The sequence below is a fragment of the Flavobacterium sp. NLM genome, assembly GCF_002210235.1.
In the GTDB taxonomy this organism is placed as follows: domain Bacteria; phylum Bacteroidota; class Bacteroidia; order Flavobacteriales; family Flavobacteriaceae; genus Flavobacterium; species Flavobacterium panici.
This window is the reverse complement of the sequence record NZ_LIAC01000018.1, coordinates 85790-101802: the sequence shown is the minus strand read 5'-3', so window position 1 is coordinate 101802 and position 16013 is coordinate 85790. Positions and strand designations below refer to the sequence as shown.

General features: G+C 32.6%; 13 protein-coding genes. 4 read left to right on the top strand and 9 right to left on the bottom strand.

All coding sequences use genetic code 11. The features are described 5' to 3' along the window. Positions 1–611 precede the first annotated feature (611 nt). Positions 612–3131, bottom strand: a complete 2520-nt coding sequence (locus APR43_RS20940; RefSeq protein ID WP_053471811.1) for an outer membrane beta-barrel family protein — start codon at positions 3129–3131, stop codon at positions 612–614. A gap of 92 nt (positions 3132–3223) precedes the next feature. Beyond that, on the bottom strand, positions 3224–3568 hold the full coding sequence (gene arsC, locus APR43_RS20935; RefSeq protein WP_053471810.1) for an arsenate reductase (glutaredoxin): 345 nt from the start codon (positions 3566–3568) through the stop codon (positions 3224–3226). 114 nt (positions 3569–3682) lie between these two features. On the opposite strand from arsC, the gene APR43_RS20930 reads away from it, so the two are divergent. Continuing rightward, a complete protein-coding gene (locus APR43_RS20930; protein ID WP_053471809.1) occupies positions 3683–4636 on the top strand; it encodes a CPBP family intramembrane glutamic endopeptidase in 954 nt (317 codons plus the stop codon). A 7-nt stretch (positions 4637–4643) separates the two neighbouring features. Continuing rightward, entirely contained in the window at positions 4644–5684 is a 1041-nt protein-coding gene (locus tag APR43_RS20925; protein WP_053471808.1) for an AMP-binding protein, read from the top strand. A 422-nt stretch (positions 5685–6106) separates the two neighbouring features. Here APR43_RS20925 and APR43_RS20920 read toward each other — a convergent pair whose 3' ends face one another. The 3 genes from APR43_RS20920 to APR43_RS20910 form a co-directional block, all read right to left on the bottom strand. After that, positions 6107–7324: an RsmB/NOP family class I SAM-dependent RNA methyltransferase gene (locus tag APR43_RS20920; RefSeq protein ID WP_053471807.1), complete on the bottom strand. Its 1218-nt coding sequence runs from the start codon at positions 7322–7324 to the stop codon at positions 6107–6109. A gap of 149 nt (positions 7325–7473) precedes the next feature. Continuing rightward, positions 7474–9453, bottom strand: coding sequence for a KUP/HAK/KT family potassium transporter (locus APR43_RS20915; RefSeq protein WP_053471806.1), 1980 nt, complete (start codon positions 9451–9453; stop codon positions 7474–7476). Positions 9454–9585: 132 nt separating this feature from the next. Then, a complete protein-coding gene (locus APR43_RS20910) occupies positions 9586–10896 on the bottom strand; it encodes a hypothetical protein (protein ID WP_053471805.1) in 1311 nt (436 codons plus the stop codon). 238 nt (positions 10897–11134) lie between these two features. On the opposite strand from APR43_RS20910, the gene APR43_RS20905 reads away from it, so the two are divergent. After that, a complete protein-coding gene (locus tag APR43_RS20905; protein ID WP_053471804.1) occupies positions 11135–12196 on the top strand; it encodes a WD40/YVTN/BNR-like repeat-containing protein in 1062 nt (353 codons plus the stop codon). Between the two features lie 73 nt (positions 12197–12269). Here APR43_RS20905 and APR43_RS20900 read toward each other — a convergent pair whose 3' ends face one another. From APR43_RS20900 to APR43_RS20885, 4 genes are all read right to left on the bottom strand, one after another. Continuing rightward, entirely contained in the window at positions 12270–12725 is a 456-nt protein-coding gene (locus APR43_RS20900; protein WP_053471803.1) for a hypothetical protein, read from the bottom strand. An 18-nt stretch (positions 12726–12743) separates the two neighbouring features. Continuing rightward, positions 12744–13157 (bottom strand): hypothetical protein, encoded by a 414-nt coding sequence (locus APR43_RS20895; RefSeq protein WP_053471802.1) that lies wholly within the window; start codon positions 13155–13157, stop codon positions 12744–12746. 33 nt (positions 13158–13190) lie between these two features. Beyond that, on the bottom strand, positions 13191–13733 hold the full coding sequence (locus tag APR43_RS20890; RefSeq protein WP_053471801.1) for an RNA polymerase sigma factor: 543 nt from the start codon (positions 13731–13733) through the stop codon (positions 13191–13193). A 75-nt stretch (positions 13734–13808) separates the two neighbouring features. Further along, positions 13809–15050, bottom strand: coding sequence for an SRPBCC family protein (locus tag APR43_RS20885; RefSeq protein WP_053471800.1), 1242 nt, complete (start codon positions 15048–15050; stop codon positions 13809–13811). Between the two features lie 343 nt (positions 15051–15393). On the opposite strand from APR43_RS20885, the gene APR43_RS20875 reads away from it, so the two are divergent. Next, positions 15394–15774, top strand: coding sequence for a nucleoside triphosphate pyrophosphohydrolase family protein (locus APR43_RS20875; protein WP_053471798.1), 381 nt, complete (start codon positions 15394–15396; stop codon positions 15772–15774). Positions 15775–16013 lie beyond the last annotated feature (239 nt).

Below are 16013 nucleotides of genomic sequence, written 5' to 3'. Positions count from 1 at the left end.
ATAGTAGCGGAAATCCTTTTATGTTTTTTCTTTAAAAACATAAAAGATTGCAGCGGATAGCGGGAAATAGCTCCTGAAAATACTCATGTTCTTCTGATTTAGATAGTTGAATAATTTATCGAAAAGAAAGCTTATTTAAAATGAGTATAAATATACGGATAAATGTTATTTCACGAAAATTGATTTAGATTTTATTGCTGAGGAAAAATATATAGCCTACATTTGTGGTAACATTCAAAAATTCCGGAAAACATGTTTGAATTTTCACAGTACTTAGGCTTTTTACTTTTCTTAACCATACTAACTATAGGGTTTTGGTTAATGTTTTTCTTGGTTGGTTTCGTATCTTATTGGGTTACGGGAGCTAGCTGGGAAATGTTCAAAGAAAAGAGAGCTAAAAAAAGACAAGAAGAACAATCAATTTAATTTGAATTGATTTCGTAAAAGGATTCGTGAAAACGAGTCCTTTTTTTTATGTCTAAAAATAAATTCCAATAAAAAAATCCCAAATTCCAATGAGAATCAATTAATTGGAATTTGGGATTTTTAGTATTTGGAATTTATCAGTGAAATTGGAATTTGGATTTTTTAATATTGGAATTTAACTTAAGTTATCCAGGGAAATCTCCGCCACCATCACCACCGCCATCATTTTTAGGCTGTGCGTTTCTGTCTCTATCACTTTTTGGTTTGTTGAAACGATATGTAAATGATAAATTGAACTGACGTTTACGGAACTGCATTTCGCTATACGATTTTTGACTTTCACGAGTGACATCATTTTGAAGATAGGTGTCAGACTTCATGATACGTGAGTTGAAAATATCGCTAATATTGAATGCAATTGTTGCTTTGTCTTTTAAAACATCTTTACTAAATGCTGTATTCATACCAAACTGACCTAAGTTTTTACCCTGAGCCGTTTTTTGTTCGCCATTGTAAACAGCACTTAACTGCCAGTCTATTTTGTATGGCAACGTTAATTTTGAGTTGATTCTGGCAAACCATGTATTAGCTTGATTATCCAGATCTTGTACAACTGTATTTCCTTTAGTGTCTATATAAGTATTTTCACCGGTAGTTTTTACATTGTAAAAGTTGAAGTTACTGTTGATTCTCCATACTTTGAATGGTGTATAATTAAGAGTAAACTCAAAACCAAATTTTTGCTCTCTTCCTAAGTTAATTGGACGGCTTAAAATAACCGGAATTCCATCAACTGGATTATCTGGTGTAGGAGTTACAACATCACCATCAGGAGTTACAACGTCACCTGTAGGAGTTCTCACAAAACTGAAAACGTCTTTTGTGTTTTCGAAATATGCCGAAGTATTAAAGGTTAATTTTTCCCAGCGTTTGATGTATCCAATATCGTATTTGTCTGTCAAAGACGGATCTAAGTCCGGATTTCCCTGAAAAATATTAACATTACTAGAATAGTTTGTCGCAGGATTCATGAAACGTCCTCTAGGTCTTGATAAACGCTTACTATAACTTGCTGTGAAGTTGCTTTGATCTGAAATTTCATAACTAATGAAAGCACTTGGAAATAGGTTATTGTATTTTTTAGTGTTGAAATCCGGGGGGGTACTATCTAATAGGTTTACCTGAATATTAGTGTCTTCCCAACGCAATCCAAATAAATAAGAGAACTTATTGACTTTGAAACCGTATTGCGTGTAAATTGCGTTTATGTTTTCCTTGTATTCTAAAGTATTTGATAATTTAGGATCTGGTTTACCGTCAATCCCAGTTATTACATATTCGTTGTTTAAGTCGCCAAAACTTCCTTTATAACCGGCTTCAAACTGGCTTCCTTTGCCTAAAGGCAATACATAATCGGCTTGTAATTGTACTTGTTTCTGAACCTGATCGTTCAATGTATTATTGAAATTTGGTGATGCTGTAATGGTACTGTTACTATCATCTGTATTTCTTGAAATCGATAAATCGGCAGTAAGTTTATGTCCTTTATCGTTGAAATTTTTGATTAAGTTTGAGGTATATTCTACGTTTTCACTTTCGGTAACACCATCATTTAAACGGTATGAATTACCAGTAAAATCATGCGCTGCGCCAAAATTACTATAAGTGATATAGTCTCTTGTGTCACCAGAACTCTTTTGATAATTAATGGCATTTGTCCAGAATGTGTTTGGAGCAACAGTCCATTCTATACCAGCTCTTCCGTTAAATCCGTAAGAAGTTCTTTTAGTATCACGATCTTCATCAAGAAATCCTTTTGGAGTTCCGTCAGCATTTAAATATTCTGTATTAGTTAAACCTGCACCTTCACTTGTTCTGCGGTTGTAACCAAGAGTAGTGAAATAGTTTAATTTCTCTGTTTTGTAATTTAAATTTCCGCTTAAACCATACGTTTCAGGAAGTCCTGTCGAAGCAATAAAAGTTCCATTTAAACCTTGGTTTTTACCTTTTTTAAGAATGATATTGATAATTCCTGATCCACCTTCGGCATCATAACGTGCAGATGGATTTGTAATTACTTCTACTTTATCAATGGCATCTGCAGGAAGCTGACGTAAAGCTTCTGCAACATTTATAGCGTTTGAAGGTCTTCCGTCAATTAAAATTCGGATATTGTCACTTCCTCTTAAACTTACATTTCCTTCGGTATCAACAGAAACAGATGGGACATTATCTAAAACGTCGCTTACAGTTCCTCCTTTTACCATCATGTCCTGACCAACATTATAAACTTTTTTATCCAGTTTAATTTCTACAGATGATTTTTCGGCACGAACCACAACTTCGTTTAATTGTGCAGCATCTTCAGATAAATTTACAACACCTAAATTGGTGTCTTCCTGGATACTTTTTTGTTTAATTTCAGTCGATTTAAACGAAATGAATTCTACTTTTATATCGTAAGTTCCCGGAGCAACAGCTACTTCAAATTCACCTTTAGGATTGGTTATCCCGCCGGCAATAACTTTTGTGTCATTTGGTGCCATAATCGAAATTGTAGCATACTCAAGCGGCTGCTTGCTTACTTTTTCGAAAACTTTTCCGGTAACTTTTACTTTATTTCTTGCTTGTGGTCCTTGTTGCGCATAGTTGTAAAAGCCTGTAAAAAGCATCACGAGCATTACAACAAAATTGATTTGTTTCATTTTTTTCTGGTTTCTTTTCTTCTTAGACAGCAAATGTACCTTTTGGTTTAAAAAGCAAGATCACAAAAAAATGTTAATTGATCATTTTATAATCAATCTAAAAAAGAAGCAACTTTATCTAAATCCCTTCCAATAATAGCTTTTCTGTCTTTTACAACAATAGGTCTTTCAATTAAAATTGGGTTATCTGCCATTGCCTGAATAATTTGGTCATCGCTCAAATCTTTTCCTTTGTAGTTTTCAATCCAGATTTTTTCTTTGGTTCGAACCAATTCATTGGGCTGAATATTTAATTCTTTAAGAAGTTTTTTTAGGTCCTCAAAACTCGGAGTATCTGTTAAATAAGGAATTATCTCATATTCTTGTTTGGTATCTTCAATAAAAGCCAAACAGCTTCTTGATTTTCCACAGCGTGGATTATGGTAAATTTGTATCATTTTCTTATATTTAAAGTCTGCTAGAATAAAATCTCTCAAAAAGAGTTCTATTTAGTACAACAAAAATAGGATTTCCTATTTAAATCGAATTCTCATTTCAAAAATTTTAAATATATGTTTTTAGAGCAAGGAGTTAAACCTGAAAATCATTTTTGGAAATATCTTTTAGGATCTGTTTTTATTATCACAGCTTCATTTGTAGGTCAAATTCCTTTTTCTATTGCAGTTCTGTATAAAAGTTTTAAAGAGCACGCTGCTTTTCCCACGGATAATGATTCGGCTTTAAAAATGTTTGAGCCCAATCTTACCTTATTTTTAGTAATGCTTTCATTTGTTTTTGCTTTTGCCGGAATATATTTTGTGATAAAATATATGCATCATCAAACACTTTTATCGATAACAACGGCGAGAAAAAAAGTAGACTGGAACAGGATTTTATTTTCTTTCCTTCTTTGGGCAATATTTTCTGTAATCAGCTTTTTGGTACTTTATTTTCAATCTCCGGAAAAATTTGTCTGGAATTTTAAATTAGTTCCTTTTTTGATTTTAGTGGTTGTAGGAACAATTTTAATTCCTATTCAAACCAGTACAGAAGAATATGTTTTTAGAGGATATTTGATGCAGGGCTTTGCTAATCTGGCCAAAAACAAATGGTTTCCATTAATGATGACTTCCTTGATATTTGGTTCCATGCACATTCTTAATCCCGAAGTGACCAAGATGGGATATATTATCATGGTTTATTATATAGGAACAGGATTATTTCTTGGGGTTATAACTTTAATGGATGATGGAATGGAACTGGCTCTTGGCTTTCATGCTGCAAATAACCTTATTGGGGCTTTATTGGTCACTTCAGATTGGTCGGTTTTTCAAACACATTCTATTTTTAAAGATATGTCAGATCCTTCTGCCGGAGCAGATGTTATTTTGCCGGTTGTGATCGTTTACCCTATTTTGCTTTTTATTTTTAGTAAAAAGTACAAATGGACGAATTGGAAAGAGAAATTAACGGGTAAAATTGATGAATCAAACAATGAGGTGTCAGAATTTTTAAACTTAAACTAACAGGATCATGCCAAACTTAACACATAAAAATGTACATAATTATTTTAAACTAGATGGCTATCATTTAAACGCTGCAGATTTATGCCGCATTGGATATAGTTTTATCAAAGAAGGCGATGTCTACGAACGTGCCATTGGAGAATTTTTTCTGGATTGGTTTGATCATAAGGATTATATCGAAATGACCACTTCTGGAACTACCGGACTTCCTAAGTTGGTTAGATTAGAAAAACAAGCCATGATCCAGTCTGCATTAGCAACGGGGGATTTCTTCGGTTTAGAACCGGGAAATAAAGCTTTGCTTTGTCTGCCAACTCAGTTTATCGCCGGAAAAATGATGCTGGTTCGCAGTTTGATTTTAGGATTAGAATTAGATGTCGTAGTTCCGAGTACAGAACCTTTGGCTTATAATAATAAAAAATATGATTTTGCTGCGATGGTTCCTTTACAGGTTCAGAATTCGCTTGAAAAATTAACGAACATAAAAAAGTTAATCATTGGCGGAGCAAAAACAGACAGCGATCTTATAGAGAAACTTTTGCCTTTTAAAACAGAGATTTACGAAACATATGGAATGACCGAAACGATAACGCATATTGCTGCTAAAAGGGTAGGAGAAAGCGCTTTTACAATTCTGCCAAATGTAAAAATCGAAAAAGATGATCGCGGCTGTCTGGTAATTTATGTTTCTTCAATTTCTGAAGAGCCAATTGTTACTAATGATTTAGTTGATTTAGTAAATGAAAATCAGTTTATATTTTTGGGAAGAATCGATAATGTAATTAATAGTGGAGGAGTGAAGCTGATTCCGGAGCAGATTGAAGCAAAATTAATTGGCAGAATTAGTAATCGCTTTTTTGTAACTGGTGTTCCTGATACTGTGTTAGGTGAAAAACTAATTTTAGTTGTTGAAGGGGAAAAATATGATTTCTCTGCTGACTTTTTTGATGTTTTAGGAAAATTTGAAAGGCCAAAAGAAATTGTTTTTGTTCCGAAATTTAAGGAAAATGAAAATGGTAAGTTATTGCGTAAGTCGAGTTTAAGATAGATTAGGAAATCCCAAAATATAAAATTCCAAATTCCAATTTTTATATTGGGATTTGGGATTTTTTTGTGGAATGTTTAGTCCCTACGGGACAAATGTTGACGGCGTCTTTTTATGTTTTTACCGATATTTAATCTCTACGAGATATTCTAAAAGAGTGGGGAGTATTTTAAGGTATTACATTCTTAAGAGAAACTATATTAGGAATTAGGGTATATAAAAATAAGCAAAAGAAAAAAAATATTCTATGAGAAAAAAACTCCGTTAGGAGTTACATGTCGGTAGAAAAATAAAGACCACCCATAAAAATGTCCCGTAGGGACTAAACAAGCTATGGTAATAAAATCCCAAAATAAAAATTCCAAACTCCAACTAAAAAATTGGAATTTGGAATTTAAAATATTAGAATTTAAAATATTAAATTTTTATTTTGTTTTACGCTCTAATAAAGCCATATAAAATCCGTCAAAACCAGATTCTGAAGCCAGTATTTTACGATCCTGAATAAACGTAAATTCTTTTCCGATCTCTGTTTTTAAGAATTTCTCTACTTGCTCCTGATTTTCTGATGGTAAAACAGAACAAGTTGCATAAACTAATTTTCCGCCTGGTTTTACAATTTTAGAATAGCTTTCTAAAACCTCGCTTTGAACTTTACGAATGTTATCGATAAATTCCGGCTGTAATTTCCATTTAGAATCCGGGTTTCTTTTTAAAACTCCTAAACCGCTGCACGGTGCGTCAATTAAAACACGATCTGCTTTTTCATGCAGTTTTTTGATCACTTTTGTAGTGTCAATAATGCGGTATTCAATATTAAAAGCACCATTTCTTTTGGCTCTTAATTTCAATTGTTTTAGTTTGCTTTCGTACAAATCCATTGCAATCAATTGCCCTTTGTTTTCCATTAAAGAAGCAATATGCAATGTTTTTCCACCCGCTCCGGCGCAAGTATCAACAACACGCATTCCTGGTTTAACATCAAGGAAACCGGCAACTAATTGTGAGTTAGCATCCTGAACTTCAAAAAGTCCTTGTTTAAAAGCATCTGTCAAGAAAACATTTGCTCTTTCTTTTAAAACTAAAGCCTCAGGCTGATCTTTTAAATATTCAGTTTCAATATTTAAATCCATCAACGTGTTTCTCAGGTTTTCTTTAGTTCCTTTAAGTGTATTAGTTCTTAAAATAACTTTAGCAGGCTGGTTTTGAGCAGCAATTTCTTTTTCCCATACTTTTTCGCCAAGTTCTTTTACGCCTAATTCGTCCATCCAGTCCGGGATAGATTCTTTTAATGCTCTAACTTTTGAAAGTTCGTCAAAACGTCCTTTTATTTTTCTTTCAGGAGTTCCTTCTAATTGTCTCCAATCCGGAATTGGATATCCTCTTAAAACTGCCCAAACCGCAAACATTCTCCATAAATTGTCTCTGTCGAAAGGTTCTTTTACTTCTGCAATTTCTGCATATAAACGTTTCCAGCGAACAATTTCATATATCGTTTCAGCAACAAACTTCCTGTCAGAACTTCCCCAACGTTTGTCTTTTTTTAATGCTCTTGCTACCACTTTATCTGCATATTCTCCTTCATTGAAAATTGCGTTCAAAGAGTCGATGGTAGTATAAACTAAATTTCTGTGTAATCTCATTTTAATTATTTGAGTTGCAAAGGTACTATTAATTGATTGAAAGTTAAATTTTTAATTATGATTGTTATTTAGCTTTCCTTTTTAAAAGAGAAAAACACTCTGATAAAGTTTTAAAAGAGTGTTTTTCTGAAGAGATTTCTGCAAGCAGATTATTCTTTTGCAGTTATTCTTGTCAATCCGATATTTTCCGGAGCGTGAAGCACCATCGGGAATTTTTCTACTTTTACCGAGCTGCTGTCTAATCCAAAAGCTCTTTCTTCAGATAAACTCAGTTTCTTAATAAAGAAATAAGAGTTCATGATAATATTTTCGTGCCATCTTAAATCATTGTCATTTGATAAGAATTTCTCAGACAATACAAATTTAAAGTCACCAATAATATTGTTTTTGTTTAATGATTCGTAACGGCTGGTGATATCAACTTCTCCGCGTTTTACCATGTCACGAATTACTTCTCTAAACATTAAATTGATTTTTGTAGGCTCTCTAAATCCTAAGTTAAAATCGATTCTGTAAATATCGTCTTTCGCGATTTCGGTAACTTTATATTGTGTTTTATAAGGTTCAGTCAAAATATTTACGTGTACAAACCAGTAAATATCAGCTCTTTTTGGACGTTTTTGTAAAATCGAATAAATTACTTTTTCCTCCAGCTCATCAACACGGTTCGCGTTTGTCATATAAACTAGGTGTGTTGCGTATTTTGGAATCGATAAGTCTTGGCTTAATTCTACTAATACTTTTTTATAATCCTCAATTTTGATGATTTTAGTATAGCTTTTGTTGATTTTCTTAGCTAAATACCAAATTGTCATTATCGAAATAAGAAGTGTTGCAATGATTAAAGTTACATAACCTCCTTCGGCAAATTTTGTAATGTTCGCGATCAGGAAACTAAATTCGATCAATAAATAAATTGTGATAAGCGGAACCATGAAATACAATTTCACACGCTTCATAATTAAATAATAATTCAGCAAAATGGTTGTCATAATCATACATAAAATGATCGCTAAACCATATGCATGTTCCATATTTCCTGATTTTTCGAAGTGTAATACAATTCCAACACAACCAAAAAACAATAACCAGTTGATTGACGGAATATATAATTGTCCTTTAACTTCTGTAGGATATTTGATTTTTACTTTCGGCCAGAAATTCAAACGCATTGCTTCATTTATCAAAGTAAATGATCCGCTGATAAGTGCCTGAGATGCAATTACGGCAGCTAAAGTTGCCACTACAATTCCGAATGGTAAAAACCAATGCGGCATAATCAGATAAAACGGATTCCCATTTTCTCCTCCTAATTGCTGTAATGTACTTCCTTCATGATGAATTAAATAAGCAGCCTGACCAAAGTAATTTAATACTAAAGTAGTTTTTACAAATATCCAGCTGATTCTAATGTTTTTTCTACCGCAGTGTCCCATATCTGAGTACAAAGCTTCGGCTCCTGTTGTACATAAAAATACAAATCCAAGAACAAAAAAGCCGTCAGGATGAACAGAAAGTAAATGGTAAGCATAATAAGGATTTATAGCTTTAATAACTTCCGGGAAATGAATAATTTGTATAAAACCCAAGGTTCCAAGCATAGCAAACCAAATCAGCATCATTGGTGCGAAAAACTTACCAACTAACTTAGTTCCAAACTGTTGTATGGTAAATAAGATGAAAAGAATAGTGATTACAATAGAAATAATGGTCTTTGTTTCCATTGTAGGGTAGAATGCCCTAATACCTTCAACTGCAGACGAAATCGAGATGGGCGGTGTTATAATACCATCGGCAAGCAAGGCGCTTCCTCCAATAATGGCGGGCACAATGAGCCACTGAATTTTTGTCTTTTTGACTAAAGCATATAATGCGAAAATTCCACCTTCACCATGATTATCGGCACTTAAAGTAATTAGTACGTACTTTATTGTAGTTTGTAAAGTAAGAGTCCAAAAAACACAGGAAATACCTCCTAATACAATATCAGCATTTATGGTATGATCGCCAAGAATAGCTTTCATTACATACAAAGGAGACGTTCCAATGTCTCCATAAATAATCCCCAATGTTATCAATAAACCCCCTATAGACAACTTACTATGTAAGTTTTTATGCGATGCGCTCATGTATATTTTTAATAAAAGACGGTTGCAAATTTACTCTTTTAAAACAAATTAGCCGCTATTATAATTAAAAAGATAAAAAAAAGCACAATCCCCAAATTGTGCTTTTAATTTTTGATATAAATTGAGATATTCTTAACCTCTTCTTCCGCCGCCTCTAGAGCTTGAACTGCTTTCTCTCTGCGGTTGGCTGCCTCTTGATTCCTGACTCATTCTTGGTGATTCAGAACGTTGTGGAGCACTTTGCGGTCTTGAAGCATTTGAATTGCTTTGAGAGCTTGATCTGTTTTCGTAGCTTCTTGGAGCTTCAGTTCTTTGAACAGGAGCAGATTGAGTTTGAGCTGGTCTGCTTGCTCTGTTTTCAGAATAGCTTCTACTAGGCGCTTCATTTGTTTGTGAAGAAGTTCTGTTGCTATAATTTCTATTTTCTGAGTTTCCTCTTGGAGCAGTAGCTGTTGAGTTGTTTCTGTTATAATCACCTCTTGGCTCTGTTCTCGGAGTATTATCAGTTCTTACAGGAGTATTTACAGTCCCGGCGTTATCTCTGTTGGCTGCTGCACGATTTGTGTAACTTCTGTCAGAATTATTTCTGCTGCTATTGTTGTAATCTCTGTTTGTATTTCTATTTTCGGTAGAAGTTACTCTTCCTGTATTTGATCTGTTAGAACCATAATTGTTTTGAGATCTGTTAGCTTCTCTGCTTGCAACTCTTCTTTGGTCTAAATCATATCTGTTGCTTACATTAGCATGTCTCTGAGCAAAACTATTGTTTGGTCTCATTCTTTCATAACCATAAGTACGTCTTGATTCATAAAGAACCGGAGCTCTGTAACTTCTTCTTGTAGTTACATAATTGTAATTGTTGTGAACATTAATACATACATTTACATTATTTCTGTATCTGTATACAGGGTAAGGTCTCCACGCAGCATAATAAGTTGGGTAGTAACCCCAATACCAGGTAGAGTAGTATGGTCTGTAATTAGTAACCCAAAATGAAGTATAAATTACCGGAGCTACACTATAAACCGGCTCATAAATATAGTTGTCACCATATAAATAAGTATTACCTACAACCTGAACGCTTACTTTATTATAATTATCTCTTTCAACATCAATCGTAGCCACATCCTGATAAACATCGCGATCTAAAACGGCCTGAATAATTACAACGTGAGTTCTGTCTTCTACAGATTCAATTACACGTAAATAATCAACCTCGTCATCGCCATTTAGGTCAAGGTTTGATATTTGATATTTAGGATCATTTAATCTTCTTTCAAAATCCTGAAGATTAGCAGATTCTCCAAACATTGAAGCAACTGCTCTTAAATCTAAATTATCACTTATATCTGAGTTTTTTGCGTAAACAGTAGTTTGGTTTTGTGCCGCACATGAACCAAAAACTAATGCTACAACCGCTATTAAAAGTAATTTCGTTTTCATGACTAAATCATATTAAATTATTTGTGATAGGAGATATCCAATTACTGTGCCACAAATTAATGTTAGATGTTTTTGGTTTGTAAATAGCACGTTTGTAGTTTGTTATGTTTTTGTTGAATTGTAATTGAATTTTGATTGAACAAAAAATACAGGAAATTATTATTTTCTGAAAATAAACAAAACATATTTGAGATGTTAGAAATAATTGTATTTTAGCATTGAACAAATCTTAATTTTTATGAAAAAACTAATTTTATTTTTTGGTGTTTTTATTTTATTAATGTCTTTTAGAACGCTTAATATCAGCAGTAAAAAAGCTTATAATAGCGGTTTTATATCAGTAAAAATCGATACATTATTTCAGGATAAAATTAGCATACGAGCAATCTTAATTGATAAAGATAAAGTTTGGTATGGAGGAGATAACTCACGTTTTGGTTATTACGATTTAACTAAAAAAGAAAAATTTGAAGAACATATTTATCGTGATACGTTAAAATTAGAGTTTAGAAGTATTGCACAAAACTCAAAAAACATCTTTTTGTTAAGTGTTTCTAATCCGGCTTTGCTTTATTCAGTTTCTAAAAAAGACCATAAAGTTAAGTTAGTGTATAAAGAAGTTAACGCAAAGGTTTTTTATGACAGTATGCAGTTTTGGAATGATAAAGAAGGAATTGCTATTGGAGATCCTACTGAAGATACTTTTTCTGTAATTGTAACTCGTGACGGAGGAGAAACGTGGACAAAATTATTGTCTGATAAATTGCCTACAAATGCAACCGGAGAAGCCGCTTTTGCAGCAAGTAATACTAATATAGTTGTAAAAGGAGATGATACCTGGCTGGTTTCTGGTGGAAAAAAGGCTCGTGTATTTTATTCTCCAGATAAAGCAAAAACATGGAAAGTTGTAGAAACTCCTATTGTTCAGGGAAAAGCTATGACAGGTATTTACACCGCCGATTTTTATGATGCAAAACATGGATTTATTGCAGGTGGAGATTATGATCTTCCAAATAAAAAAACAGGCAATAAAGCTTTTACCAAAGATGGCGGAAAAACATGGGAATTAATTGGTCAGGATCTGGGCTTTGGATATGCTTCGTGCATACAATATGTTCCGGGTGGAAATGGTAAAGAAATTATCTGTGTTGGTTCTGAAGGAATTCAATATTCTCAAAATGGGGGCGAAAACTGGACACAATTATCTACAGATTCTAAACTTTTCACGATTCGTTTCGTAAACAGAAATACTGCAATTGCCGCAGGTTATAACAAAGTAGTTCGTTTAAACTTTAAATAAAAAACAAGAACCCTAAATAATAAAGTAAGCATTATTATATAGGGTTCTTATCACTGTTGTTTCTTAAAGGAATTTATTTTCCTGCTTTATCCCGATATTGTTTTAATAATTTTCGGTTAAAATCATCTTCAGATTTTTTAAGCTTTAATATTTTTTTTGCCGGCAATACCTTTTTTATATTTGTCATAAACTTTTCACGTAAAAGATATAATTCTTTATCAGTGCATTCAATTTGTGATAATAACGTAGTAGCTTCTTTTTCTGAAATTGAATTTATATTGTCATCGTCCAGTTTTTTCAGGTACGTTTTCATTTTATCATGACGCAATTCAAATTGTTTGTCATCGTACGCATTGTAAATTGGCCAAAATTTTTCTGCTTCTGTTGGTGTAAGCTCAAGTTCTGTAGTCAAAAAGGAAACTTTAAAAGCTTTAATTTTTTCACGTTTTTCATCTGTTTTATCATTTTGCGCATAAAATGAAAAAGTAACTAAAAACAGAAGTAATGCTAATATATTTTTGATTTTCATATTTGTATAATTTTGTTTTTATTCAGAAATTAAATTTTCAATATTAGGATTTGTAGCCAAAATATCCTCTAATGTCTCTTCTTCAAGGGCTACATTCTTATTTAGTTTATCAATATCTTTAGTATCTAATTCTTTAATTAAATCGTATTGATTTAAGTTTGACTGATAAGCCAGATACGTTTCTAATGTTGCTTCGTCAAGCTCTTTTGATGCTTTATAATAGTGATTTGCTGTTGGAATCAAAAAGGCAATAAAAATTGCGGCCGCAGCAGCTATCGAAATAACTTTTTTGCGTTTATAAAGAGGAATTACTTTTACTTCTCTTTCATTAATCTGTTCTAAAACTTTTGCCGAAAGGGTATCAAAATAATGATCCGGAGTTTTAAATCCTGATTTTACTTTCGGTTCGTTTTCTAATTTAAATTCTTTCATAATGTCTGTAAGATAAGATTAGCTATAAAAGGTTTAATTTGTTGTAACATATAATTCTATTTTTTTCACCGCATGATGGTAAGATGCCTTTAATGCACCAACGGATGTGCCAAGAATTTCTGCGATTTCTTCGTACTTTAATTCCTGAAAATATTTCATTTTAAAAACCAGCTGCTGCTTTTCTGGTAGTGTAACTATTGCTTTTTGAAGTTTGATCTGGATTTCATCTCCATCAAAATAAACATCTGCTTTTAGATTGTCGATCGTTTTATTTTGTAAATCTTCAGAAGTTATACCTTTTAATTTTGCTTTTTGGTTTAAAAAAGTCAAAGCTTCGTTTGTTGCGATTCGATACATCCAGGAAAAGAGTTTACTTTCTCCCTTAAAGTTTTTTAAGTACTGAAATACCTTTACGAAAGTATTTTGCAAAACATCGTCTGCATCATCATGATTCAAAACAATATTTCGAATATGAGCATACAGCGGTTTTTGATAATCAGATATAAGTTTTTGAAACGCTGTGTTTTGCGTTTTAGGATCTAATAATTGTTGTATAAATTCCTTTTCGTCGATCAAACTTCTTGATTTATCAATCCTTATATTAACTTAGAATGAATTTTAAGCAAAAGGTTTAATCCAACCTTAAAAAAATTAAAATTCAGAGTCTTCTTCTGTTTTTGCAGGAGTTGTTGTTGCGGGTGCTGCAGGTTTTGGTGTAACTGGTTTTTGAACTGCAGGTTTTTGCGTTGCTGGTTTCTGTACTGCTGGTTTTGGTACAGTTGTCGCAGGTGTAGTTGTTCCTGAAGCGTCAGTTTCTGTTTCAGCCTGATAATCTGGTGATGTAACAGTTGTTGGTGCAGAAGCAGGAACTACTTTTGGTTTAATTGGGAAATAAATTTCTGTAACTAATTTAGAAGGGCTTTTTACGTCTAATTTGCTTACAGACAGAATTTCAAGATGCGACCATCCTAATTCTGGGATAATTTTTTGATTGTTGATATAAGCTGTTGTTTTTGCAATAGCTTCAGTTGTATGCGTATAATCTCCTTTTAAAGTGGTCTTAACAGCGTCAAAACCATTTAATTTTCCTGATAAAATATCGCTTCCGGAACTAATAGAAATCTCTTTATTAATTGGTAAACAAATGGAGATTTTTGCTAATCCTTTTGCAGTATCATAAGTGTGATAAATAATAAAAGGTTTTCCGTTTGCGCTTAAATCATTGGTTTCGCTAAAATGAATCAGTTTCGGAATTACAATTCTCGCATTTTTATTAATCTTAGAAATTTCGCTTGTAAATGTCTGCTTGATATATGGCGTTTCGGTTTTTTTAACCACTCCATCTACTTTTACGGCGTAAGTTTTGGTTTCGTAATCCAGGTTTTTGTCAATGTTTACAAGACTTTTTTCGTAAATAGTTCCAATAACTTTATCTGAACCGCCATTTAATGCTGCATATATTTTAAACAAAAAGCTCATTGTTCCTTTTGCTTTCCAGGTCACTTTTGTTTTTCCTGCAAGAGTATCTTTAAAAGTCCATGTTACATCAGCTTCTGTGCCGTCATATTTCATTTTTTGCTCAATACTTTCTCCGTCCTTTGTTTTTAGTGTAATGGCATTTCCGGCTTCTTCTTCGCTGGACCATGAAAATGAACCTCCGTTTCCGGAAGTTTTATTTGGGAAAGTAAATTTTAAAGACGGATCTTCAACTGCCCAAGATTCAAAATCTTCGTAGTTTCTAAAGTCATTTACATAATTATATACAGTAGCTTTTGGCGAATTGATTACTTTGCTTCTTTCAACAGAAAAAATCCCTTTTTGGGTAGCAACAAAAACGGTAAGAGCAACTAAACTTAATAAAAGTAAAAGAAATAAATATTTTAGAATCTTCATTGGTGCAGGTTTTTCGTAAAGTTATAAATTTTCTTGGGAGTCTAAACTAATAACTAAAAATAATAGATTGTATTATCTTTTTAAAAAGATTTTGATAACAAATAAAAGGGCAATAAAAAGAAGAAATGCAAGTAATACTTTATAATTTCCTTTATAAAAAACTTTGTGAAGTGCAAGATCTTTGCGGTAAGCGAAAATCATTACGATTACAAATGCAATAAAAAAACAGAGTCCGAATATTAATTGTCCTTGACTAAACATACTTAAAAATAATTTTTGACAAATTTAGAGAATTGTATACGATTTGTTGCTAATTTGCCGACTCATTTAATAGAATAAAAACATGAAAAAACAACTAGACGCAGTTACTGAATTTCATACTGCTTTTAAAATAGGTCACAGCCAGACTCCAATTGCTGATTTAGGAGAAACTAAAAAACTACTTCGTTATAATTTAATGAAAGAAGAAAATGAAGAATATCTTGAAGCGGTTCAAAATAATGACTTAGTCGAAATTGCTGATGCTCTTGGAGATATGATGTATATTTTATGCGGAACTATTATTGAACACGGTTTGCAGGATAAAATTGAAGCTGTTTTTGATGAAATCCAACGCAGTAATATGAGTAAACTTGGCGAAGACGGAAAACCAATTTATCGCGAAGACGGAAAAGTAATGAAAGGTCCGAATTACTTTAAACCAGATTTTTCAAAGTTGTTATAAAAATAAAATTCTGTGTGCAAATGTTTTAACACATAGAGACATAGTTTTTTGGTGCTTATAAAAAAGGCGTTTCACTTGCATTAATGCACATAGCTATGTGTGAGAAACGTGTTTCTTTTTGTATTCTTTAATTAAACACATTAAATCTATGTTTCTATGTGTTTAGATATAAGTAATAGAGGTATAATAAAAAACCCGACAACGAAATGCTGTCGGGTTTTTGTTTTTATTCTGATTTT

Excerpts from the sequence above, each read along its gene's own strand:
- APR43_RS20940 (WP_053471811.1), bottom strand. The coding sequence starts at position 3,131 with ATGAAACAAATCAATTTTGTTGTAATGCTCGTGATGCTTTTTACAGGC.
- arsC (WP_053471810.1), bottom strand. The coding sequence starts at position 3,568 with ATGATACAAATTTACCATAATCCACGCTGTGGAAAATCAAGAAGCTGT.
- APR43_RS20930 (WP_053471809.1), top strand. The coding sequence starts at position 3,683 with ATGTTTTTAGAGCAAGGAGTTAAACCTGAAAATCATTTTTGGAAATAT.
- APR43_RS20925 (WP_053471808.1), top strand. The coding sequence starts at position 4,644 with ATGCCAAACTTAACACATAAAAATGTACATAATTATTTTAAACTAGAT.
- APR43_RS20920 (WP_053471807.1), bottom strand. The coding sequence starts at position 7,324 with ATGAGATTACACAGAAATTTAGTTTATACTACCATCGACTCTTTGAAC.
- APR43_RS20915 (WP_053471806.1), bottom strand. The coding sequence starts at position 9,453 with ATGAGCGCATCGCATAAAAACTTACATAGTAAGTTGTCTATAGGGGGT.
- APR43_RS20910 (WP_053471805.1), bottom strand. The coding sequence starts at position 10,896 with ATGAAAACGAAATTACTTTTAATAGCGGTTGTAGCATTAGTTTTTGGT.
- APR43_RS20905 (WP_053471804.1), top strand. The coding sequence starts at position 11,135 with ATGAAAAAACTAATTTTATTTTTTGGTGTTTTTATTTTATTAATGTCT.
- APR43_RS20900 (WP_053471803.1), bottom strand. The coding sequence starts at position 12,725 with ATGAAAATCAAAAATATATTAGCATTACTTCTGTTTTTAGTTACTTTT.
- APR43_RS20895 (WP_053471802.1), bottom strand. The coding sequence starts at position 13,157 with ATGAAAGAATTTAAATTAGAAAACGAACCGAAAGTAAAATCAGGATTT.
- APR43_RS20885 (WP_053471800.1), bottom strand. The coding sequence starts at position 15,050 with ATGAAGATTCTAAAATATTTATTTCTTTTACTTTTATTAAGTTTAGTT.
- APR43_RS20875 (WP_053471798.1), top strand. The coding sequence starts at position 15,394 with ATGAAAAAACAACTAGACGCAGTTACTGAATTTCATACTGCTTTTAAA.